The sequence below is a fragment of the Streptomyces sp. NPDC036813 genome (assembly GCF_055609245.1).
On the sequence record NZ_JBVJPV010000010.1, the window covers coordinates 156608 to 178241 of the forward strand.

Annotated in this window: 19 protein-coding genes; 17 read left to right on the plus strand and 2 right to left on the minus strand. The window is 71.0% G+C overall.

Annotation, left to right across the window (positions count from 1 at the left end; all coding sequences use genetic code 11):
* Positions 1 to 122 precede the first annotated feature (122 nt).
* From ACZ67Q_RS21825 to relA, 12 genes are all read left to right on the plus strand, one after another.
* Positions 123 to 665: a LemA family protein gene (locus tag ACZ67Q_RS21825; protein ID WP_471184550.1), complete on the plus strand. Its 543-nt coding sequence runs from the start codon at positions 123 to 125 to the stop codon at positions 663 to 665.
* Between the two features lie 875 nt (positions 666 to 1540).
* On the plus strand, positions 1541 to 2446 hold the full coding sequence (gene pdxS / locus ACZ67Q_RS21830; protein WP_361638911.1) for a pyridoxal 5'-phosphate synthase lyase subunit PdxS: 906 nt from the start codon (positions 1541 to 1543) through the stop codon (positions 2444 to 2446).
* A 32-nt stretch (positions 2447 to 2478) separates the two neighbouring features.
* The gene (gene pdxT / locus ACZ67Q_RS21835) at positions 2479 to 3075 is read left to right on the plus strand and encodes a pyridoxal 5'-phosphate synthase glutaminase subunit PdxT (RefSeq protein WP_471184553.1); all 597 of its coding nucleotides are present in this window, start codon (positions 2479 to 2481) and stop codon (positions 3073 to 3075) included.
* Between the two features lie 57 nt (positions 3076 to 3132).
* A complete protein-coding gene (locus tag ACZ67Q_RS21840) occupies positions 3133 to 3885 on the plus strand; it encodes a YebC/PmpR family DNA-binding transcriptional regulator (RefSeq protein ID WP_471184556.1) in 753 nt (250 codons plus the stop codon).
* 126 nt (positions 3886 to 4011) lie between these two features.
* Positions 4012 to 4551 carry a crossover junction endodeoxyribonuclease RuvC gene (ruvC, locus tag ACZ67Q_RS21845; RefSeq protein ID WP_361635152.1) on the plus strand — a complete coding sequence of 180 codons (540 nt, stop codon included), beginning with the start codon at positions 4012 to 4014 and terminating at the stop codon, positions 4549 to 4551.
* Positions 4548 to 5153: a Holliday junction branch migration protein RuvA gene (gene ruvA, locus ACZ67Q_RS21850; RefSeq protein ID WP_471184558.1), complete on the plus strand. Its 606-nt coding sequence runs from the start codon at positions 4548 to 4550 to the stop codon at positions 5151 to 5153. The genes ruvC and ruvA overlap by 4 nt, the downstream gene beginning before the upstream one ends.
* Positions 5154 to 5195: 42 nt before the next feature.
* Positions 5196 to 6266 (plus strand): Holliday junction branch migration DNA helicase RuvB, encoded by a 1071-nt coding sequence (gene ruvB, locus ACZ67Q_RS21855; RefSeq protein ID WP_471184560.1) that lies wholly within the window; start codon positions 5196 to 5198, stop codon positions 6264 to 6266.
* A 196-nt stretch (positions 6267 to 6462) separates the two neighbouring features.
* Entirely contained in the window at positions 6463 to 6981 is a 519-nt protein-coding gene (gene yajC / locus ACZ67Q_RS21860) for a preprotein translocase subunit YajC (RefSeq protein WP_471184563.1), read from the plus strand.
* A gap of 136 nt (positions 6982 to 7117) precedes the next feature.
* Positions 7118 to 8899, plus strand: a complete 1782-nt coding sequence (gene secD / locus ACZ67Q_RS21865) for a protein translocase subunit SecD (protein ID WP_471184566.1) — start codon at positions 7118 to 7120, stop codon at positions 8897 to 8899.
* Positions 8900 to 8902: 3 nt separating this feature from the next.
* Positions 8903 to 10009, plus strand: a complete 1107-nt coding sequence (gene secF, locus ACZ67Q_RS21870) for a protein translocase subunit SecF (protein ID WP_471184569.1) — start codon at positions 8903 to 8905, stop codon at positions 10007 to 10009.
* Positions 10006 to 10554: an adenine phosphoribosyltransferase gene (locus ACZ67Q_RS21875; protein WP_471184571.1), complete on the plus strand. Its 549-nt coding sequence runs from the start codon at positions 10006 to 10008 to the stop codon at positions 10552 to 10554. The genes secF and ACZ67Q_RS21875 overlap by 4 nt, the downstream gene beginning before the upstream one ends.
* Positions 10555 to 10752: 198 nt before the next feature.
* Positions 10753 to 13293: a GTP pyrophosphokinase gene (relA, locus tag ACZ67Q_RS21880; RefSeq protein WP_471184574.1), complete on the plus strand. Its 2541-nt coding sequence runs from the start codon at positions 10753 to 10755 to the stop codon at positions 13291 to 13293.
* A gap of 96 nt (positions 13294 to 13389) precedes the next feature.
* Here the strand turns inward: relA and ACZ67Q_RS21885 are convergent, their stop codons facing one another.
* A complete protein-coding gene (locus ACZ67Q_RS21885; RefSeq protein WP_471184577.1) occupies positions 13390 to 14619 on the minus strand; it encodes a DUF349 domain-containing protein in 1230 nt (409 codons plus the stop codon).
* Positions 14620 to 14776: 157 nt separating this feature from the next.
* Complete coding sequence (locus tag ACZ67Q_RS21890) at positions 14777 to 15601, minus strand: peptidylprolyl isomerase (RefSeq protein WP_471184580.1); 825 nt, start codon at positions 15599 to 15601, stop codon at positions 14777 to 14779.
* Positions 15602 to 15792: 191 nt separating this feature from the next.
* On the opposite strand from ACZ67Q_RS21890, the gene ACZ67Q_RS21895 reads away from it, so the two are divergent.
* The 5 genes from ACZ67Q_RS21895 to rpsD all read left to right on the plus strand — a co-directional run bounded on the left by ACZ67Q_RS21895 (position 15793) and on the right by rpsD (position 21614).
* On the plus strand, positions 15793 to 16500 hold the full coding sequence (locus ACZ67Q_RS21895; protein ID WP_471184583.1) for an MBL fold metallo-hydrolase: 708 nt from the start codon (positions 15793 to 15795) through the stop codon (positions 16498 to 16500).
* Between the two features lie 13 nt (positions 16501 to 16513).
* Complete coding sequence (gene hisS / locus ACZ67Q_RS21900) at positions 16514 to 17779, plus strand: histidine--tRNA ligase (protein ID WP_471184586.1); 1266 nt, start codon at positions 16514 to 16516, stop codon at positions 17777 to 17779.
* 265 nt (positions 17780 to 18044) lie between these two features.
* Positions 18045 to 18704 carry a vitamin K epoxide reductase family protein gene (locus ACZ67Q_RS21905; protein ID WP_471184589.1) on the plus strand — a complete coding sequence of 220 codons (660 nt, stop codon included), beginning with the start codon at positions 18045 to 18047 and terminating at the stop codon, positions 18702 to 18704.
* A 648-nt stretch (positions 18705 to 19352) separates the two neighbouring features.
* Complete coding sequence (locus tag ACZ67Q_RS21910; RefSeq protein ID WP_471184592.1) at positions 19353 to 20708, plus strand: replication-associated recombination protein A; 1356 nt, start codon at positions 19353 to 19355, stop codon at positions 20706 to 20708.
* 291 nt (positions 20709 to 20999) lie between these two features.
* Positions 21000 to 21614 (plus strand): 30S ribosomal protein S4, encoded by a 615-nt coding sequence (rpsD, locus tag ACZ67Q_RS21915; protein WP_279550180.1) that lies wholly within the window; start codon positions 21000 to 21002, stop codon positions 21612 to 21614.
* Positions 21615 to 21634: the final 20 nt, after the last annotated feature.

Below are 21634 nucleotides of genomic sequence, written 5' to 3' on the forward strand. Positions count from 1 at the left end.
CGGGGTGGGTCCCCTTCCCGGCGCGGTGAGGAAGACCCGGCGGTGCGTGCCGCAGGCGGTGACGCCGAAGAGGCTGTACGGGCCGGACGTTCGCCGGTGCCGCGCCGGTAAGGTGGCCGCCCGTGACCGCAACCCTCATCTGGACCCTCGTCGTCCTCGTCGCGATCGGCCTGTATCTGAGCTGGACGGCGGGGCGGCTGGACCGGCTGCACGCGCGGATCGACGCCGCCCGCGCCGCCCTGGACGCACAGCTGTTGCGGCGGGCCTCGGTGGCACAGGAGGTCGCGACCTCGGGCGTGCTGGACCCGGCCGCGTCGATCGTGCTGTACGAGGCCGCGCACGCGGCCCGGCAGGCCGAGGAGGAGCAGCGTGAGGTCGCCGAGAGCGAGCTGAGCCAGGCGCTGCGCGCTGTGTTCGCGGAACGGGAGCAGCTGGAGGCGGTCCGCGTGGCGCCCGGGGGAGAGGAGGCGGCCCACGAGCTGACGGAGGCCGTGCGCCGCGTCCCGATGGCCCGCCGCTTCCACAACGACGCGGTCGGCGCCGCCCGCCGGCTGCGCGAGCACCGCAAGGTCCGCTGGTTCCGCCTCGCGGGCCACGCCTCGTTCCCGATGGCCTTCGAAATGGACGACGAGCCCCCCGCACCGCTGGCGGACCGCTCCGCCTGATCTCGGGCAGCTCGGCGCGTGCACGGGCAGGGCGCGCGGTGCCGCCCCCGTGGGGGACTGCTCCGCCCGATCTCGGTCGGCCCCGCCTGCGCACGCGGCAGGGCACGCGGCGCTCAGCCCCGTCGGCGGACCCGTCCGCCTGATCCCGGGGGGCCGGGCCCGCGCGGGCCCGGCGCGCTGCGCCTCGCACCCGTGGGGGGACTGCTCCGCCCGATCTCGGGCGGCGTACAGCTGGGCCGGCGGGAAGTCCTGGCTCACCCCGCCCGCGCCGTGCGGCTCTGGCCTGCACACGGGCAGGGCACGCGGCGCCCCGCCCCGTTGGCGGACCGCTCCGCCCGACCCGGGGCGGCCCGGCCCCTGCACAGGCACGTGCCCCGCACCGGTGGGGGACCGCTCCGCCCGACCAGGGCGGCCCTGGCCCGTGCACGGGCCGGCACGCGGCCCCGCCCCCGTGGGGGACTGTTCCGCATGACCCCGGGCGGCCCGGCCCGCGCACAGGTCCGGCACGCGGCGCCCCGCCCCCGGGGCGGACCGCTCCGCCTGATGCCGGGGGGCCCGGGCCGCGCACGGACGCGGCGCGCGGTGCCCCGCCCGCGTGGGGGGGCCGCTCTGCCTGACCCCGGGCGGCCCGGCCCGCGCAAGGGCCCGGCGCGTGGCCCCGCACCCGTGGCGGACCGCTCCGCCTGACCCCGGGTGGCCCCGGCCTGCGCACAGGCACGGTGCGCAGCCTCCCGCACCCCTCGCAGTCGGTTCCGGACAGGCCGGTTCCGGCCAAAAGAAGCCACCGGGTTTTCATTGGCCCTTGCAGTGGACTGGTCCGGTCACGTTTCCTCAGTGCTGCAGTAACCCCCTCTTTTCCTTCAGTGAGGTCACCCGTGTCCAGCACCGAGAACCAGGCTCCCGAGACCGGTACCGCCCGCGTGAAGCGCGGCATGGCCGAGCAGCTCAAGGGCGGCGTGATCATGGACGTCGTCACGCCGGAGCAGGCGAAGATCGCCGAGGACGCGGGGGCCGTCGCGGTCATGGCCCTCGAGCGGGTCCCGGCCGACATCCGCAAGGACGGCGGCGTGGCCCGTATGTCCGACCCGGACATGATCGAGGGCATCATCGACGCCGTCTCCATCCCGGTCATGGCCAAGTCCCGTATCGGCCACTTCGTCGAGGCCCAGGTCCTGCAGTCCCTCGGCGTCGACTACATCGACGAGTCCGAGGTCCTCACCCCGGCCGACGAGGTCAACCACTCCGACAAGTGGGCCTTCACCACCCCCTTCGTCTGTGGTGCCACCAACCTGGGCGAGGCCCTGCGCCGTATCGCCGAGGGCGCCGCGATGATCCGCTCCAAGGGCGAGGCCGGCACCGGCAACGTCGTCGAGGCCGTCCGCCACCTGCGCCAGATCAAGAACGAGATCGCCAAGCTGCGCGGCTTCGACAACAACGAGCTGTACGCCGCCGCCAAGGAGCTGCGCGCCCCGTACGAGCTGGTCAGGGAGGTCGCCGAGCTGGGCAAGCTCCCGGTGGTCCTCTTCTCCGCCGGTGGCGTCGCCACCCCGGCCGACGCGGCCCTGATGCGTCAGCTCGGCGCCGAGGGCGTGTTCGTCGGCTCCGGCATCTTCAAGTCCGGCGACCCGGCCAAGCGCGCCGCCGCCATCGTGAAGGCCACCACCTTCTACGACGACCCGAAGATCATCGCGGACGCGTCCCGCAACCTCGGCGAGGCCATGGTCGGCATCAACTGCGACACCCTCCCCGAGACCGAGCGCTACGCCAACCGCGGCTGGTAAGCACCCGGTACGCCACTACAGGTAAGCGACTCATGAACACTCCTGTCATCGGCGTCCTGGCTCTCCAGGGCGACGTACGGGAGCACCTCATCGCCCTGGCCGCGGCGGACGCCGTGGCCAGGCCGGTGCGGCGCCCCGAAGAGCTCGCCGAGGTCGACGGTCTCGTCCTCCCCGGCGGCGAGTCCACCACCATCTCCAAGCTGGCCGTCCTGTTCGGACTGATGGAGCCCCTGCGCGCACGCGTGCGTGACGGCATGCCCGTCTACGGCACCTGCGCCGGCATGATCATGCTCGCCGACAAGATCCTCGACCCGCGCTCGGGTCAGGAGACGATCGGCGGCATCGACATGATCGTGCGCCGCAACGCCTTCGGCCGCCAGAACGAGTCCTTCGAGGCGTCGGTCGACGTCCGGGGTGTCGAGGGCGCGCCCGTGGAGGGTGTCTTCATCCGCGCCCCCTGGGTGGAGTCCGTCGGCGCCGGCGCCGAGGTGCTCGCCGAGCACGAGGGCCACATCGTCGCCGTGCGTCAGGGCAACGCCCTCGCCACCTCGTTCCACCCGGAACTGACCGGCGACCACCGCGTGCACTCCCTGTTCGTCGACATGGTGCGCGCGAACGGGACGCCGTAGTCCTTGTAGGATTCCAGGCGTTCGTACAGAGATTGGTTACGCGAAGGAGACAGGCAGATGTCCGGCCACTCTAAATGGGCCACGACGAAGCACAAGAAGGCCGTGATCGATGCCAAGCGCGGCAAGCTCTTCGCGAAGCTGATCAAGAACATCGAGGTCGCGGCGCGCATGGGCGGCGCGGACCCCGAGGGCAACCCGACGCTGTACGACGCCATCCAGAAGGCGAAGAAGTCGTCGGTCCCGAACAAGAACATCGACTCCGCGGTCAAGCGCGGCGCGGGCCTGGAGGCCGGCGGCGCCGACTACGAGACGATCATGTACGAGGGTTACGGCCCCAACGGTGTCGCGGTGCTCATCGAGTGCCTCACCGACAACCGCAACCGCGCCGCCTCCGAGGTCCGCGTCGCCATGACCCGCAACGGCGGTTCCATGGCCGACCCGGGCTCGGTGTCGTACCTGTTCAACCGCAAGGGTGTCGTGATCGTCCCCAAGGGCGAGCTGACCGAGGACGACGTCCTCGACGCCGTCCTGGACGCCGGTGCCGAAGAGGTCAACGACCTCGGTGAGACCTTCGAGGTCATCAGCGAGGCCACCGACCTGGTCGCCGTGCGCACCGCGCTGCAGGACGCCGGCATCGACTACGACTCCGCCGAGGCCAACTTCGTCCCGACCATGCAGGTCGAGCTGGACGAGGAGGGCGCCAAGAAGATCTTCAAGCTGATCGACGCGCTCGAGGACAGCGACGACGTGCAGAACGTCTTCGCCAACTTCGACGTCAGCGACGAGATCATGGAGAAGGTCGACGCGTGACGCTCCGCTGAAACACGCGGAATGTCGGCGGGCCGGTGGGACACGTCCCACCGGCCCGCCGTCATTGTCAGTGGGACCCGATAGCCTGCACAAACAGGTGATCGAGGGATCCGAGGGAGGGGCGCGGTGCGCGTACTGGGGGTGGACCCCGGACTGACCCGGTGCGGTGTCGGCGTGGTCGAGGGGGTCGCGGGCCGCCCGCTCACGATGGTCGGTGTCGGAGTCGTCCGCACTCCCGCGGACGCCGATCTCAGCCACCGGCTGCTCGCCGTCGAGCAGGGCATCGAGCAGTGGCTGGACGAGCACCGGCCGGAATTCGTCGCCGTGGAACGCGTCTTCAGCCAGCACAACGTGCGCACGGTCATGGGCACCGCCCAGGCCAGCGCCGTCGCCATGCTGTGTGCCGCCCGCCGCGGCATCCCGGTCGCCCTGCACACCCCCAGCGAGGTCAAGGCCGCCGTCACCGGCAGTGGCCGCGCCGACAAGGCGCAGGTCGGGGCCATGGTCACCCGGCTGCTCCGGCTCGCCGCGCCCCCCAAGCCCGCCGACGCCGCCGACGCCCTCGCGCTCGCCATCTGCCACATCTGGCGCGCCCCCGCCCAGAACCGGCTCCAGCAGGCCGTCGCCCGGCACACCGCCCCCGTATCGAAAGGCCGTACGGCATGATCGCCTTCGTCAGCGGCACGGTCGCCGCGCTCGCCCCCGACGCCGCGGTGGTGGAGGTCGGCGGGGTCGGCATGGCCGTCCAGTGCACGCCGAACACGCTGTCCACGCTCCGCATGGGCCAGCCCGCCAAGCTGCACACCTCCCTCGTCGTCCGCGAGGACTCCCTCACCCTGTACGGCTTCACCGACGACGACGAGCGCCAGGTCTTCGAGCTGCTGCAGACCGCGAGCGGCGTCGGACCGCGCCTGGCCCAGGCGATGCTCGCCGTGCACAGCCCGGACGCGCTGCGCCGCGCCGTGGCCACCGGCGACGAGAAGGCGCTCACCGCCGTCCCCGGCATCGGCAAGAAGGGTGCCCAGAAGCTGCTGCTGGAGCTGAAGGACCGGCTCGGCGAGCCCGTCGGGGCGCCCGTCGTCGGTGCCCCGGTCACCCAGGGCTGGCGCGACCAGCTGCACGCGGCCCTGATCGGCCTGGGCTACGCGACCCGGGAGGCCGACGAGGCGGTGACCGCCGTCGCGCCCCAGGCCGAGGCCGCGGGCGGCACGCCGCAGGTGGGGCAGCTGCTGAAGGCCGCACTGCAGACGCTGAACCGCGCCCGCTGACCGCACGCGCCCGCTCATCCCCGATAGCCGAAGGCACACCACATGAACTGGGACGACTCCACCGACACCCCCGCCCCCGAGCGGCTGGTGGGCTCTGTCGCCGACCGTGAGGACCAGGCCGTCGAGGCCGCCCTGCGCCCCAAGGACCTGGGCGAGTTCATCGGCCAGGAAAAGGTGCGCGAACAACTCGACCTCGTGCTGCGCGCCGCCCGCGCGCGCGGCGCCACCGCCGACCACGTGCTGCTCTCCGGCGCCCCCGGCCTCGGGAAGACCACCCTGTCGATGATCATCGCGGCCGAGATGGGCGCCCCCATCCGCATCACCTCCGGCCCCGCCATCCAGCACGCCGGCGACCTCGCCGCGATCCTGTCCTCGCTGCAGGAGGGCGAGGTGCTCTTCCTCGACGAGATCCACCGCATGTCGCGGCCCGCCGAGGAGATGCTGTACATGGCCATGGAGGACTTCCGCGTCGACGTGATCGTCGGCAAGGGCCCCGGCGCCACCGCCATCCCGCTCGAGCTGCCCCCCTTCACCCTGGTCGGAGCCACCACCCGGGCCGGCCTGCTGCCTCCGCCGCTGCGCGACCGCTTCGGCTTCACCGCGCACATGGAGTTCTACGAGCCGCACGAGCTGGAGCGCGTCGTGCACCGCTCGGCGCACCTGCTGGACGTCGAGATCGAGCCCGCCGGCGCGGCCGAGATCGCCGGCCGTTCCCGCGGCACGCCCCGCATCGCCAACCGGCTGCTGCGCCGCGTACGCGACTACGCGCAGGTCAAGGCCGACGGCCTGATCACCCGGGACATCGCCGCCGCCGCCCTCGCCGTCTACGAGGTCGACGCGCGGGGCCTGGACCGCCTGGACCGGGCGGTGCTCCAGGCGCTGCTGAAGCTGTTCGGTGGCGGCCCCGTCGGCCTGTCGACCCTCGCCGTCGCGGTGGGGGAGGAGCGCGAGACGGTCGAGGAGGTGGCCGAACCCTTCCTGGTGCGCGAGGGCCTGCTGGCCCGCACCCCGCGCGGACGTGTCGCCACGCCCGCCGCCTGGGCCCATCTCGGTCTCACCCCGCCCCGCTCGGCCACGGCCGGAAACGGACAACCGGGCCTGTTCGGGGCATGACAGCAGGAGACGGTGCATGACGGAGGGACATCGGCGAGGGATTGGCGGGGTCAGGAACCCAGGTGCCATGCTGAGCGTTGTTCCTTGCGCGCGGACTCGCTTAGACTCCGCCGATGCCGCCTGTGACGGCAGCCCCCATACACCCCCAGCCATCAGGCCGCTCACCATCGCGGTCGTGTGAAGGAAGTACCGACCCGTGAGTCTCGTGACCCTCCTCCCGTTCATCGTGCTCATCGGGGCCATGTTCCTGATGACCCGCTCCGCCAAGAAGAAGCAGCAGCAGGCCGCGGACATGCGGAACCACATGCAACCCGGTTCCGGCGTCCGCACCATCGGGGGCATGTACGCGACGGTCAAGGAGGTCAACGAGGAGACGGTCCTCCTTGACGCCGGTCCCGGTGTCGAGCTCCTCTTCGCGAAGAACTCGATCGGTGCCGTCCTGAGCGACGACGAGTACAACCGCATCGTCCACGGCATCGAGCACGACCTGAAGTCCGACGCCGACATCGTCCCCGACGACGCGTCCTCCCTCACCGAAGACGACGAGTCCGCCGCTGCCGCCTCCGAGGGCAAGATCGACCTCGGTAAGCAGGACGCCGCCGAGCGAGGCGACGACGCGATCAAGGCCGCCGAGGACAAGGCCGATGCGGCCGAGGCGAAGGCTCAGGCCGACGAAGAGCCGAAGAAGTCCGAGGGCGACACCGACGCGAAGTAGTCGCGTCTGCCGGGCACGCGCCACCACCGTCGCGCGTGCCCTGAGCGACGTGCGCTTCTCGCAGGGGGTCCCAACCATGTCATGGCCGCCGCAGCGCTGACCCGGCGCGGGGCGGCCCGAGAGGGAGTACGAGAAGGTGGCAGCACCTAGAAAGGGCCGGACCGCGAGCGCCCAGAGCAAGCCGTGGCGCGCGCTGGCCCTGATTCTGATCGCCATCGTGGCGCTCACCGGCGGGATGTTCGCCTCCGGCCACACCACCCCGCGCCTGGGCATCGACCTTGCCGGCGGTACGAGCATCACGCTCCGGGCGGTCCCCGAGGCCGGCCAGGAGTCCGCGATCAACAAGACCAACATGGACACCGCGGTCGAGATCATGGAGCGCCGCGTCAACGGTCTTGGTGTGTCGGAGTCCGAGGTCCAGACCCAGGGCAACCGCAACATCATCGTCAACATCCCCAAGGGCACGAACTCCGAGCAGGCGCGCCAGCAGGTCGGCACCACCGCCAAGCTCTACTTCCGCCCCGTCCTGGCCACCGAGCTCTCCGGCCCCGGCGCGGGAACCCCGACGCCGAGCGGCACCGGCACCCCCTCGGCGTCGCCGAGCGGCAAGGCGAACGGCAAGGCCTCGGACAAGCCGGAGGCGACCGGCAAGGGCTCGTCCTCCCCGTCCGCGAACGCCACCTCCCAGGGCCGCCCGGTGTCCGACGCGCTGAAGGCGGACGCCAAGCCGTCCGCGAGCAGCTCCGGCAGCCCCAAGGCGTCTCCCTCCCCGTCGAGCAGCGCCCCCGGTGACGCCACCTCCAAGCTCCAGGCGCAGTACGCCGCGCTGGACTGCTCCAAGGCGGACCAGCGCGCGGCGGCCGGCAAGGGCACCAAGCCCGACGAGCCCACGCTGGCCTGCGGCAACTCCAGCGGCCAGTGGCAGAAGTACATCCTCGGCCCGGCCGGCGTGGACGGCACCGACGTGAAGAAGGCGCAGGCCGTCTTCAACACGCAGAACGCCTCCGGCTGGACCGTCACCATGGAGTTCACCTCCAAAGGCGCGAAGAAGTTCGCCGACATCACCGGCAAGCTGGCCCAGCAGCAGACCCCGCAGAACCAGTTCGCGATCGTCCTCGACGGCAACGTCGTCTCCGACCCGTTCGTCCGCGAGGCGCTGACCGGCGGCAGCGCCGAGATCACCGGCCACTTCTCGCAGGAGGAGGCACAGAGCCTCTCCAACATGCTGTCCTACGGCGCCCTGCCGCTGACCTTCAAGGAGGACAGCGTCACCACGGTGACCGCGGCGCTCGGCGGTGAGCAGCTCAAGGCCGGTCTGATCGCCGGCGCGATCGGTCTCGCCCTGGTCGTGATCTACCTGGTGGTGTACTACCGCGGCCTGGCGCTGATCGCCTGTGCCTCGCTGCTGGTGTCCGCCGCGCTCACCTACGTGATCATGTCGCTGCTCGGCCCGGCCATCGGCTTCGCGCTGAACCTGCCGGCCGTGTGCGGTGCCATCGTCGCCATCGGTATCACCGCGGACTCGTTCATCGTCTACTTCGAACGCGTCCGCGACGAGATCCGCGAGGGCCGCACGCTGCGTCCCGCCGTGGAGCGCGGCTGGCCGCGTGCCCGGCGCACGATCCTCGTCTCCGACTTCGTCTCCTTCCTCGCCGCCGCGGTGCTGTTCATCGTGACCGTCGGCAAGGTGCAGGGCTTCGCGTTCACGCTCGGTCTGACCACCCTGCTCGACGTCGTCGTGGTGTTCCTGTTCACCAAGCCGCTGCTGACGATCCTGGCCCGCCGGAAGTTCTTCGCGGACGGCCACAAGTGGTCCGGCCTCGACCCCAAGAGCCTGGGCGCCAAGCCGCCGCTGCGCACCACCCGTCGTTCCTCCCGTCCGGCCGCCGGCGGCCCCGTCGACCCGAAGGAGGCGTGAGAGATGTCGAAGCTCGGCAACCTCGGCGCCCGGCTCCACCGTGGCGAAATCGGCTACGACTTCATCGGCAAGCGCAAGATCTGGTACGGCGTCTCGATCCTGATCACCATCACGGCCATCCTGGGCCTGGCGGTGCGCGGCCTGAACATGGGCATCGAGTTCCAGGGCGGCGCCGTCTTCACCACCCCGAAGAACATGTCGGTGTCGGTCACGAGCGCCGAGGGCTACGCGCAGGAGGCCTCCGGCCACGACGCGATCGTCCAGAAGCTCGGTGACGGCAGCCTGCGCATCCAGGTCGCGGGCATCGAGACCAGCGACGCCACCAAGATCAAGAACGAGCTCGCCAAGGACCTCAAGGTCGACGCGGAGAAGATCAACGCCGACCTGGTCGGCCCCAGCTGGGGTGAGCAGATCGCGAACAAGGCGTGGCAGGGCCTGGGCATCTTCATGGTCCTCGTGGTGATCTACCTGGCCATCGCCTTCGAGTGGCGCATGGCCGTCGCGGCGCTCGTCGCCCTGATCCACGACATCACCATCACCACCGGTATCTACGCCCTCGTCGGCTTCGAGGTCACGCCGGGCACGGTGATCGGTCTGCTGACCATCCTCGGTTACTCGCTCTACGACACGGTCGTCGTCTTCGACAGTCTCAAGGAGCAGACGAAGGACATCACCAAGCAGACCCGGTGGACCTACAGCGACATCGCGAACCGTTCCATCAACGGCACCCTGGTCCGCTCCATCAACACCACGGTGGTCGCGCTGCTGCCGGTCGCGGGCCTGCTGTTCATCGGCGGCGGCTTCCTCGGCGCGGGCATGCTCAACGACATCTCGCTGTCGCTGTTCGTCGGCCTCGCGGCCGGTGCGTACTCCTCGATCTTCATCGCGACCCCGCTCGTCGCCGATCTCAAGGAGCGCGAGCCGCAGATGAAGGCCCTGCGCAAGCGCGTCCTGGCCAAGCGGGCCCAGGCCGGCTCCCAGGAGGAGTTCGCCGCCGCCCGCGCCGGCGCGGACGACTCCGACGACGCCGCACCCGCGGTCGTCGGCCCCCGCGACCAGTCCGCCGCCCGCAACCGCGGCCGTGGCCGACCCTCGGGGAAGCGCCGATGACCGAGCTCGCAGACCCCACCGCGCTGCTCCTCAGCCGTATCCGCGACGTGGCCGACTACCCGGAGCCCGGCGTGATGTTCAAGGACATCACCCCGCTGCTCGCGGACCCGGCGGCGTTCACCGCGCTCACCGACGCGTTCGCCGAGATCGCCGAGCGCACCCGCGCCACCAAGATCGTCGGCCTGGAGGCCCGGGGCTTCATCCTCGGCGCACCGGTCGCCGTCCGCGCGGGCCTGGGCTTCATCCCGGTCCGCAAGGCGGGCAAGCTCCCCGGAGCCACGCTCGCCCAGGCCTACGACCTGGAGTACGGCTCGGCCGAGATCGAGGTGCACGCCGAGGACCTCACTGCCGACGACCGTGTGCTGATCGTCGACGACGTCCTCGCCACCGGCGGCACCGCCGAGGCCGCCGTCCAGCTGATCCAGCGGGCCGGCGCCGAGGTCGCGGGCGCCGCGGTGCTGATGGAGCTGAGCTTCCTCGAGGGCCGCCCGCGCCTGCAGGCCGCCCTCGGCGAGGCCCCGCTGGAGGCGCTGCTCACGGTCTGACGAACCAGCCGGTCACACGGCCTGACGAACCAGCCGGTCACACAGGAGGCGGGCCCGGAGGAATCCGGTGCCCGCCCCTTGCGTTTTCGGGGTACACGGGCCGCAGAGTGGCCTGAAGGCGATCCTGGAGCCCAGGCTCGCTACGATGGGGACTCCGGAGCCTGACCGGGGGACCCGGATCGCGCACGAGGAGTCCTCTTGCCAGACGAGGCCCAGCACCTGACCGCCGCCAAGCCCGAGCCAGCCCCGGGATCCGCGGCACAGCCCGCGCCGACCGAGCCGCACGCGAAGAACGACACCCGCGGGCCGGTCCGGCACGCCCAGTCGGCGCCCGTCGACAAGCCGGCCGAGGAGACCCGCCCCAAGCCCGCGCCCCCCGAGCGGCCCGTCAACGCGCCCGTGGTCCGCACGCCCGCGGCCCCGCCCGCCCGCACCGGCTCCTCCAACCGCGTCCGCGCCCGTCTGGCCCGCCTCGGCGTCCAGCGCGCCAACCCCTACAACCCGGTCCTGGAACCGCTGCTGCGGATAGTCCGCAGCAACGACCCGAAGATCGAGAACTCCACGCTGCGCCAGATCGAGCGCGCCTACCAGGTCGCCGAGCGCTGGCACCGCGGCCAGAAGCGCAAGAGCGGCGACCCGTACATCACGCACCCGCTCGCCGTCACCACCATCCTCGCCGAGCTCGGCATGGACCCGGCGACCCTGATGGCCGGCCTGCTGCACGACACCGTCGAGGACACCGAGTACGGCCTGGAGGACCTGCGCCGCGACTTCGGCGACGTGGTCGCCCTGCTCGTCGACGGCGTCACCAAGCTGGACAAGGTCAAGTTCGGTGAGGCCGCGCAGGCCGAGACCGTGCGCAAGATGGTCGTCGCCATGGCCAAGGACCCGCGCGTCCTGGTCATCAAGCTCGCCGACCGCCTGCACAACATGCGCACCATGCGCTACCTCAAGCGCGAGAAGCAGGAGAAGAAGGCGCGCGAGACCCTGGAGATCTACGCGCCGCTCGCCCACCGCCTGGGCATGAACACCATCAAGTGGGAGCTGGAGGACCTCGCCTTCGCGATCCTCTACCCCAAGATGTACGACGAGATCGTGCGCCTCGTCGCCGAGCGCGCCCCCAAGCGCGACGAGTACCTGGCCAAGGTGATCGACGAGGTCCAGGGCGACCTGCGCGCCGCCCGCATCCGCGCCACCGTCACCGGCCGCCCGAAGCACTACTACAGCGTCTACCAGAAGATGATCGTCCGCGGCCGTGACTTCGCGGAGATCTACGACCTGGTCGGCATCCGCGTCCTGGTGGACACCGTCCGCGACTGCTACGCCGCGCTGGGCACCGTCCACGCCCGCTGGAACCCCGTTCCCGGGCGGTTCAAGGACTACATCGCGATGCCCAAGTTCAACATGTACCAGTCGCTGCACACGACGGTCATCGGGCCCAGCGGCAAGCCGGTCGAGCTGCAGATCCGCACCTTCGACATGCACCGCCGCGCCGAGTACGGCATCGCCGCGCACTGGAAGTACAAGCAGGAGGCCGTCGCGGGCGCCTCCAAGGTGCGCACCGACGCGCCCAAGTCGTCCGGCAAGGGCAAGGACGACCACCTCAACGACATGGCGTGGCTGCGCCAGCTGCTGGACTGGCAGAAGGAGACCGAGGACCCGGGCGAGTTCCTGGAGTCCCTACGCTTCGACCTGTCCCGCAACGAGGTCTTCGTCTTCACCCCCAAGGGCGACGTCATCGCGCTGCCGGCGGGCGCCACCCCGGTGGACTTCGCCTACGCCGTGCACACCGAGGTCGGCCACCGCACCATAGGAGCCCGCGTCAACGGCCGGCTCGTCCCGCTGGAGTCGACCCTCGACAACGGCGACCTGGTCGAGGTCTTCACCTCCAAGGCGGCGGGCGCCGGACCCTCCCGGGACTGGCTCGGCTTCGTCAAGTCGCCGCGCGCCCGCAACAAGATCCGGGGCTGGTTCTCCAAGGAGCGCCGCGACGAGGCGATCGAGCAGGGCAAGGACGCCATCGTGCGGGCCATGCGCAAGCAGAACCTGCCGATCCAGCGCATCCTCACCGGCGACTCCCTGGTCACGCTCGCGCACGAGATGCGCTACTCCGACATCTCCGCGCTCTACGCGGCGATCGGCGAGGGCCATGTCTCCGCGCAGCACATCGTGCAGAAGCTGGTGCAGGCCCTCGGCGGCGAGGAGGCCGCCACCGAGGAGATCGACGAGTCGGTCCCGCCCTCCCGCGGCCGCGGCCGCAAGCGTCGCAGCAGCAACGACCCCGGTGTGGTGGTCAAGGGCGTCGACGACGTGTGGGTGAAGCTGGCCCGCTGTTGTACGCCGGTGCCCGGCGACCCCATCATCGGCTTCGTCACGCGCGGTAGTGGCGTATCGGTTCACCGCAGCGACTGCGTCAACGTGGAGTCACTGTCGCGGGAGCCGGAGCGCATCCTCGACGTCGAGTGGGCGCCCACCCAGTCCTCGGTCTTCCTGGTCGCCATCCAGGTCGAGGCCCTGGACCGCTCCCGGCTGCTGTCCGACGTCACGCGCGTCCTGTCCGACCAGCACGTCAACATCCTGTCCGCGGCCGTCCAGACGTCCCGCGACCGGGTGGCGACCTCCCGGTTCACCTTCGAGATGGGCGACCCCAAGCACCTGGGCCATGTCCTGAAGGCCGTACGCGGCGTCGAGGGCGTCTACGACGTCTACCGCGTCACCTCGGCCCGCCGGCCGTCGTAACGCCGCTCCACGGGCCTCCCAGGGCCCGCGTGGCACACGAAAGCCCCCGTAAACACCGTGTACGGGGGCTTTCGGCGGTCACGGGGAGCGGGTGGCTCAGCCGCCGAACTCCTGCAGGCCCTTCAGCGCCTGGTCCAGCAGCGCCTGGCGGCCCTCCAGCTCACGCTCCAGCTTGTCGGCCTTCGCGTTGTTGCCCTGGGCGCGCGCCTGCTCGATCTGGCCCCTGAGCTTGTCGACGGCGGCCTGGAGCTGACCGGTCAGACCCTCGGCACGCGCGCGTGCCTCCGGGTTCGTCCGGCGCCACTCGGCCTCCTCGGCCTCCTGGATCGCCCGCTCGACCGCGTGCATCCGGCCCTCGACCTTCGGCCGGGCGTCCCGCGGCACATGGCCGATGGCCTCCCAGCGCTCGTTGATCGAGCGGAAGCCGGCCCGCGCGGCCCTGAGATCCGTCACCGGCAGGAGCTTCTCGGCCTCTTCGGCCAGCTCCTCCTTCAGCTTCAGGTTCTCCGCCTGCTCGGCGTCCCGCTCCGCGAAGACCGAGCTGCGGGCGGCGAAGAACACGTCCTGGGCGCCGCGGAAGCGGTTCCACAGGTCGTCCTCGTGCTCGCGCTGGGCGCGGCCGGCGGCCTTCCACTCGGCCATCAGCTCGCGGTAGCGGGCCGCGGTCGGACCCCAGTCCGTCGAGCTGGACAGTGCCTCGGCCTCGGCGACCAGGCGCTCCTTGGTCCGGCGGGCCTCCTCGCGCTGCGCGTCCAGCTGCGCGAAGTGCGCCTTGCGGCGCTTGGAGAACGCCGACCGGGCGTGCGAGAACCGGTGCCACAGCTCGTCGTCCGACTTGCGGTCGAGCCGCGGCAGACCCTTCCAGGTGTCCACCAGGGACCGCAGCCGCTCGCCGGCCGCCCGCCACTGGTCGGACTGCGCCAGCTCCTCGGCCTCCGCGACCAGGGACTCCTTGGCGTGCCGGGCCTCGTCCGCCTGCTTCGCCCGCTGCGCCTTGCGCTCCTCGCGGCGCGACTCGACGGTCTGCACGAGCTTGTCCAGGCGCTGCCGCAGCGCGTCCAGGTCACCGACCGCGTGGTGCGCGTCCACCTGCTCGCGCAGGTGGTCGATCGCGGCCATCGCGTCCTTGGCCGACAGATCGGTGGTGCGCACTCGCTTCTCGAGGAGGCCGATCTCGACAACCAGGCCCTCGTACTTGCGCTCGAAGTAGGCCAGCGCCTCCTCGGGGGAGCCGGCCTGCCAGGAACCGACGACCTGCTCGCCGTCGGCCGTCCGCACGTACACGGTCCCCGTCTCGTCGACGCGGCCCCACGGGTCGCTGCTCACAGCGCCTCCTCCACATGATGCCTGCGAGGGGCCTTCGAGCTCCCCCGGGCATCGTCCACAGTTTGTTCACCGCCAACATAGGCGACCAGCGGGTTGCCTGTCCGCATCCAGCGCGACCGAAATTTCCCAGCTGGCCGCACAGGACGCCCAGGTGCCGTCACGACTTCGTGACCGTCGCCTTGTCGATCACCACCGTCGCGTTGGGCGCGGTGTTCTGGGTGGTGGGATCGGCGGGCTGGGCGCCGGCGTCCGCGATCTTCTTCAGCACCTGCATGCCCGCCGGCGACACCGTACCGAACGGTGTGTAGCTGGGCGGAAGCGGGCTGTCCTGGTACACGAGGAAGAACTGGCTGCCGTTGGTGTTCGGACCGGAGTTCGCCATCGCGACCGTGCCCGCCGGGTAGACGTTGCCCTTGAGGCTCTTGTCCTTGAGGTTCTCGTCCTTCATCTTGTAGCCCGGGTCGCCCATGCCGGTGGCCGTCGGGTCGCCGCACTGCAGGACGTAGATGCCCGACGGGGTCAGGCGGTGGCACTTGGTGTGGTCGAAGTAGCCCTTGCCCGCGAGGAAGTTGAACGAGTTCACGGTGTGCGGGGCCGCCGACGCCTTCAGCGCGACGTCGATCTCACCGCACGTGGTGTCCAGCTTCATCGTGTACTTCGCCGACGTGTCGATCGACATCGCCGGCTCCTTGCCGAACTTCAGCTTCTTCACCGAGCCCGGCGCCGGCTTCGCGCACGGGTCCTTCGGCTTGGCCGACGCCGACGCCGACGGCGTCACGTCGGCGCTCGCGTTCGACTTTCCGTCGTCCTTGAACACCCCGGTCGTGTAGACCGCGAGGCCGCCCACCAGGACCACACCGAGCACCGAGGCGATCACGGAATTACGGACCCGCGCCTTGCGCCGCGCGTCGGTGCGCCGCTGCTGCTGCCGCAAGAACTTCTCCCGGGCGAGCTGACGCCGCCGCTGCTCCTGGCTGACCACCGGGGTTACTCCTCTATGCCTCTTGTACGTCGGTTGGGGGCGCGTGCGTCCGATGAACCGATCGCCTGCGTGTGCCCCGTACCGTATATGGGTTCGCTGAGGAATCGGCAGCGCCGGTAGGCTCTGACCGCGGGCGCGAGCGCGAGACGCCGCCCCCATACCGCCCACAACCGCCACAACGAAGGACGATCGTGCTCATTGCCGGGTTCCCCGCCGGGGCCTGGGGGACGAACTGCTATCTCGTCGCCCCCGCCGCCGGTGAGGAGTGCGTGATCATCGACCCGGGCCACCAGGCGGCCCCCGGAGTCGAAGAGGCACTGAAGAAGCATCGGCTCAAGCCCGTCGCCGTCGTCCTCACCCACGGCCACATCGACCACGTGGCCTCCGTCGTCCCCGTGTGCGGCGCGCACGACGTACCGGCCTGGATCCACCCCGAGGACCGGTTCATGATGAGCGACCCCGAGAAGGCGCTCGGCCGGTCCATCGGCATGCCGCTGATGGGCGAGCTGACCGTGGGGGAGCCGGACGACGTCAAGGAGCTGACCGACGGCGCGCATCTGGAGCTGGCGGGACTGTCGATGACCGTCTCGCACGCGCCGGGCCATACCAGGGGGTCGGTGACCTTCGGCCTGCCCGAGGCGGCGGACATCCCGCCCATCCTGTTCTCGGGCGACCTGCTGTTCGCCGGCTCCATCGGACGCACCGACTTCCCCGGTGGCTCCATGGACGACATGCTCGAGTCGCTGACCCGCGTGGTCCTGCCGCTCGACGACTCGACCGTGGTGCTGTCCGGACACGGCCCCCAGACGACCATCGGCCAGGAGCGCGCCACCAACCCGTATCTGCGGCAGGTGGCGGCCGGCCAGGGAGCGCCTACGGCTCCCCGACGAGGAATGTGATCGAGAGACTTCCGTGAGCACCTTCAAGGCCCCCAAGGGCACGTACGACCTCATCCCGCCGGACTCCGCGAAGTACCTGGCGGTGCGCGAGGCGATCGCCGCCCCGCTGCGCGCCTCTGGCTACGGCTACATCGAGACCCCCGGCTTCGAGAACGTCGAGCTGTTCGCGCGCGGTGTCGGCGAGTCCACCGACATCGTGACCAAGGAGATGTACGCCTTCGAGACCAAGGGCGGCGACAAGCTCGCCCTGCGTCCCGAGGGCACCGCCTCCGTGCTGCGCGCCGCGCTGGAGGCCAACCTCCACAAGGCGGGCAACCTCCCCGTCAAGCTGTGGTACTCCGGCTCCTACTACCGCTACGAGCGCCCGCAGAAGGGCCGCTACCGGCACTTCTCCCAGGTCGGCGCCGAGGCGATCGGCGCGGAGGACCCGGCGCTGGACGCCGAGCTGATCATCCTCGCCGACCAGGCGTACCGCTCGCTCGGCCTGCGCGACTTCCGCATCCTGCTGAACTCGCTCGGCGACAAGGAGTGCCGGCCGGTGTACCGGGCCGCGCTGCAGGACTTCCTGCGCGGCCTCGACCTGGACGAGGACACGCTGCGCCGCGCGGAGATCAACCCGCTGCGCGTCCTGGACGACAAGCGCGAGGCGGTGCAGAAGCAGCTCACCGGCGCCCCGCTGCTGCGCGACTACCTGTGCGACGGCTGCAAGGCGTACCACGAGGAGGTCCGCGAGCTGATCACGGCCGCGGGCGTGGCCTTCGAGGACGACCCGAAGCTGGTGCGCGGCCTCGACTACTACACCCGCACCACCTTCGAGTTCGTCCACGACGGCCTCGGCTCGCAGTCCGCGGTGGGCGGCGGCGGCCGCTACGACGGCCTGTCGGAGATGATCGGCGGCCCCGCGCTGCCGTCCGTCGGCTGGGCGCTCGGCGTGGACCGCACGGTGCTCGCGCTCGAGGCGGAGGGCGTCGAGCTCGAACTGCCCTCCGCGACCAGCGTCTTCGCGGTGCCGCTCGGCGACGAGGCCCGCCGCGTGCTCTTCGCCAAGGTCACCGAGTTGCGCAAGGTGGGTGTGGCGGCGGACTTCTCCTACGGGCACAAGGGGCTCAAGGGCGCGATGAAGAACGCCAACCGCAGCGGCGCCCGCTACACGATCGTGGCCGGCGAGCGCGACCTCGCCGAGGGCGTCGTCCAGCTCAAGGACATGGAGTCCGGCGAGCAGACGGCGGTCGGCGTGAACGAGATCGTGGCGGAGCTGGAGGCCCGGCTCGGCGGCTGACGGCCGACCACAGCAAGGGAGGGCGCCGGGGTGATCCCGGCGCCCTTCGTCGTCAACCCGAAGCCCGTGACGTCGCTCAGCGAGGGGATTTTCGAGCCGGAGCGCCGCACGCGCGTGAAGGCGTCCGATCAGCGGCCGGATCCGAACGTCCGGGGCTCCAGGCGCGTACTTCCTTATGCCCATCGAACGGTGGACAGTGGGACCCGTGCGGCACAATGGCCCCTGCCCGAAGAAAGTCCAACTCTCAAGTGACGGAACCGGCGGAATGAGCAAGACGACAGTGAAGGACGTCTCCACCGACCCCGAGCCGCAGCACGCCGGGGCCGCCGCGCCGCGCACCGTGGGCGGCAGCCGCGCTTTCGGAGTGCTGCTGGTGATCACCGGCGCGGCCGGACTGCTCGCCGCCTGGGTCATCACCCTGGACAAGTTCAAGCTGCTCGAGGCCAAGGTCGCGGGCAAGACGTTCACCCCCGGCTGCAGCCTCAACCCGGTCGTCTCCTGCGGCAGCGTGATGGAGTCCAAGCAGGCCGCCGCCTTCGGGTTCCCCAACCCGATGCTCGGCCTGGTCTGCTACGGCATCGTCATCTGCGTCGGCATGAGCCTGCTGGCCCGCGCCCGCTTCCCGCGCTGGTACTGGCTCACCTTCAACTTCGGCACGCTGTTCGGTGTGGGCTTCTGCGGCTGGCTGCAGTTCCAGTCCCTGTACCGGATCAACGCGCTGTGCCTGTGGTGCTGCCTGGCCTGGGTCGCCACGATCATCATGTTCTGGTACGTGACGTCCTTCAACATCCGCAACGACCTGCTGCCGGCCCCGCGCTGGCTCAAGGGCTTCTTCGGCGAGTTCACCTGGGTCATGCCGGTCCTCCACATCGGCATCATCGGCATGCTGATCCTGACCCGCTGGTGGACCTTCTGGACCAGCTGATGCCGACCCCGGCGGTCCGCCGCGCGGGGCGTGAGTCCTGAGGGCCGCCGTACACCGGGGACTCTCCCGTCCGACCTGAGCCGCTCGCGGCCGGCCCGTGCCTCGCGCCCGAAGGGCGGCCCACCGGGGCCCCGCCGGCGGCGGATGCCGTGCCGCCCGCATCCCGGCCCCGGGGGCAGTCCGACGGGATCAGGTCTTGAGTCCCACGCGCGGGCCCACCGGCGCTCGGCCCACGGTCCGGTCTCGGGCCCACCGGGCCCGACCCGCGGTCCGGTCTCGGACTCACCAGGGCTGGGCCCGCAGTCCGGTCTCGGACTCACCAGGGCTCGGCCCCACGGTCCGGTCACGGACTCTCTGCGGCCCAGATTCTCGGGCCGGTCTCGGGCCCGCGGCGTCCCGCCCTGGCCGTCGGGCCGGTCTCGGGCCCGCGGCATCCCGCCCAGGCCGTCGGGCCGGTCTCCTGCCCGCGGCGTCCGGCCCTTGCCCGGCTCTCCCGCCGGTCCCTCCCGTCCGACGCTCCGCCAGGGCATGGCTCCCTCGCCGGCAGGCGCAGCGCGGTGCGACCCCCCGTCTCCAGGCGGGCCCCTGGCGCGGTGGACGCCGACGCGGCCCGCCGCGTTGTCAGTGCGGTGATTTAGGGTTTCTGGCGTGGAGCCCGACCTGTTCACCGCCGCAGCCGAAGAACGCCAGGAGAAGGACCCGACGACCAGCCCCCTCGCGGTCCGGATGCGTCCGCGCACCCTCGACGAGGTCGTCGGGCAGCAGCACCTGCTCAAGCCGGGTTCACCCCTGCGCCGCCTGGTCGGCGAGGGCGCGAAGGGCCCGGCCGGGCCGTCCTCGGTGATCCTGTGGGGTCCGCCCGGCACCGGCAAGACCACCCTCGCCTACGTCGTCTCCAAGGCCACCAACAAGCGCTTCGTGGAGCTGTCCGCGATCACCGCGGGCGTCAAGGAGGTGCGCACGGTCATCGACGGCGCCCGTCGCGCCAGCGGCGGATACGGCCAGGAGACCGTCCTCTTCCTCGACGAGATCCACCGCTTCAGCAAGGCCCAGCAGGACTCCCTGCTCCCAGCCGTCGAGAACCGCTGGGTGACCCTGATCGCGGCCACCACCGAGAACCCGTACTTCTCGGTGATCTCCCCGCTGCTGTCCCGCTCCCTGCTGCTCACTCTCGAATCCCTCACCGATGACGACATCCGCGGCCTGCTGAAGCGTGCCCTCACCGACGAGCGCGGTCTGAAGAGCGCCGTCGCCCTCCCCGAGGACACCGAGGACCACCTGCTGCGCATCGCCGGCGGCGACGCCCGCCGCGCGCTCACCGCCCTGGAGGCCGCCGCCGGGGCCGCCCTCGACAAGGGCGAGGCGGAGATCTCCCTGTCCACGCTGGAGGAGACCGTCGACCGGGCCGCGGTGAAGTACGACCGCGACGGCGACCAGCACTACGACGTCGCCAGCGCCCTGATCAAGTCCATCCGCGGCTCCGACGTCGACGCCGCCCTGCACTACCTGGCCCGCATGATCGAGGCCGGCGAGGACCCCCGCTTCATCGCCCGCCGCCTGATGATCTCCGCCAGCGAGGACATCGGCCTGGCCGACCCGAACGCCCTGCCCATCGCGGTCGCCGCGGCCCAGGCCGTCGCCATGATCGGCTTCCCCGAGGCCGCGCTCACCCTCAGCCACGCCACCATCGCGCTCGCGCTCGCACCCAAGTCCAACTCCGCCACCACCGCGATCGGTGCCGCCCTGGACGACGTACGCAAGGGACTGGCCGGAGCGGTCCCGGCGCATCTGCGCGACAGCCACTACAAGGGCGCGACCAAGCTCGGGCACGGCCAGGGGTACGTCTACCCGCACGACCTGGCCGAGGGCATCGCCGCCCAGCAGTACGCCCCGGACGTCCTCAAGGACCGCGAGTACTACACCCCGACCCGGCACGGCGCGGAGGCGCGCTACGCGGACGCCGTGGAGTGGACCCGCAAGCACCTCGGTCGCAAGCGGTCCTGAGCGCCCTGTAGACTGCCCTGAAGTGCCGAGTTCCGTGCAGTCAGAGCGGGACAGCCGGCCGGAACCCCCCGCGGGTTCCAGGAGCGTCGCGCACCGTCGAACGGTGTCGCGGGCAGCCCACCACCACCCGGAGCTCCGGGAAAGGTCGGTGGGCCACTCGCGTGCTGCACGTATGTGCCCAGACCAGGGGAGCGGCTGCCCGGCAGGTCCCATGTGGACCCGACGGGTTTCCCCGGCTGCGGATGCGACCTCCCGCAACCCTGACAAGCCGGAACAAGGAAAAGAGAAACAGTGGCGAACCAGTCCCGCCCCAAGGTCAAGAAGTCGCGTGCCCTCGGCATCGCGCTGACGCCGAAGGCCGTCAAGTACTTCGAGGCCCGTCCCTACCCGCCGGGTGAGCACGGCCGCGGCCGCAAGCAGAACTCGGACTACAAGGTCCGTCTGCTCGAGAAGCAGCGTCTGCGCGCTCAGTACGACATCTCCGAGCGCCAGCTGGTGCGCGCCTACGAGCGTGCCTCCAAGGTCCAGGGCAAGACCGGTGAGGCCCTGATCGTGGAGCTGGAGAAGCGCCTCGACGCGCTGGTCCTGCGTTCGGGCATCGCCCGCACGATCTACCAGGCCCGCCAGATGGTCGTCCACGGCCACATCCAGGTCAACGGCAAGAAGGTCGACAAGCCGTCCTTCGTCGTGCGTCCCGACGATGTCGTCCAGGTCCGCGACCGCTCCAAGGACAAGACGCTCTTCACGATCGCCCGCGAGGGTGGCTTCGCCCCCGACGGTGAGACCCCGCGCTACCTGCAGGTGAACCTCAAGGCCCTGGCGTTCCGCCTGGACCGCGAGCCGAACCGCAAGGAGATCCCGGTGATCTGCGACGAGCAGCTCGTCGTCGAGTACTACGCCCGCTGATCCTCGGCCACGCGGTAGCA

What these genes read in the sequence shown, in the direction of transcription:
- ruvA (WP_471184558.1), top strand. Translation starts at nt 4,548, where the DNA reads ATGATCGCCTTCGTCAGCGGCACGGTCGCCGCGCTCGCCCCCGACGCC.
- secF (WP_471184569.1), top strand. Translation starts at nt 8,903, where the DNA reads ATGTCGAAGCTCGGCAACCTCGGCGCCCGGCTCCACCGTGGCGAAATC.
- ACZ67Q_RS21875 (WP_471184571.1), top strand. Translation starts at nt 10,006, where the DNA reads ATGACCGAGCTCGCAGACCCCACCGCGCTGCTCCTCAGCCGTATCCGC.
- pdxT (WP_471184553.1), top strand. Translation starts at nt 2,479, where the DNA reads ATGAACACTCCTGTCATCGGCGTCCTGGCTCTCCAGGGCGACGTACGG.
- ACZ67Q_RS21840 (WP_471184556.1), top strand. Translation starts at nt 3,133, where the DNA reads ATGTCCGGCCACTCTAAATGGGCCACGACGAAGCACAAGAAGGCCGTG.
- ACZ67Q_RS21905 (WP_471184589.1), top strand. Translation starts at nt 18,045, where the DNA reads ATGAGCAAGACGACAGTGAAGGACGTCTCCACCGACCCCGAGCCGCAG.
- ruvB (WP_471184560.1), top strand. Translation starts at nt 5,196, where the DNA reads ATGAACTGGGACGACTCCACCGACACCCCCGCCCCCGAGCGGCTGGTG.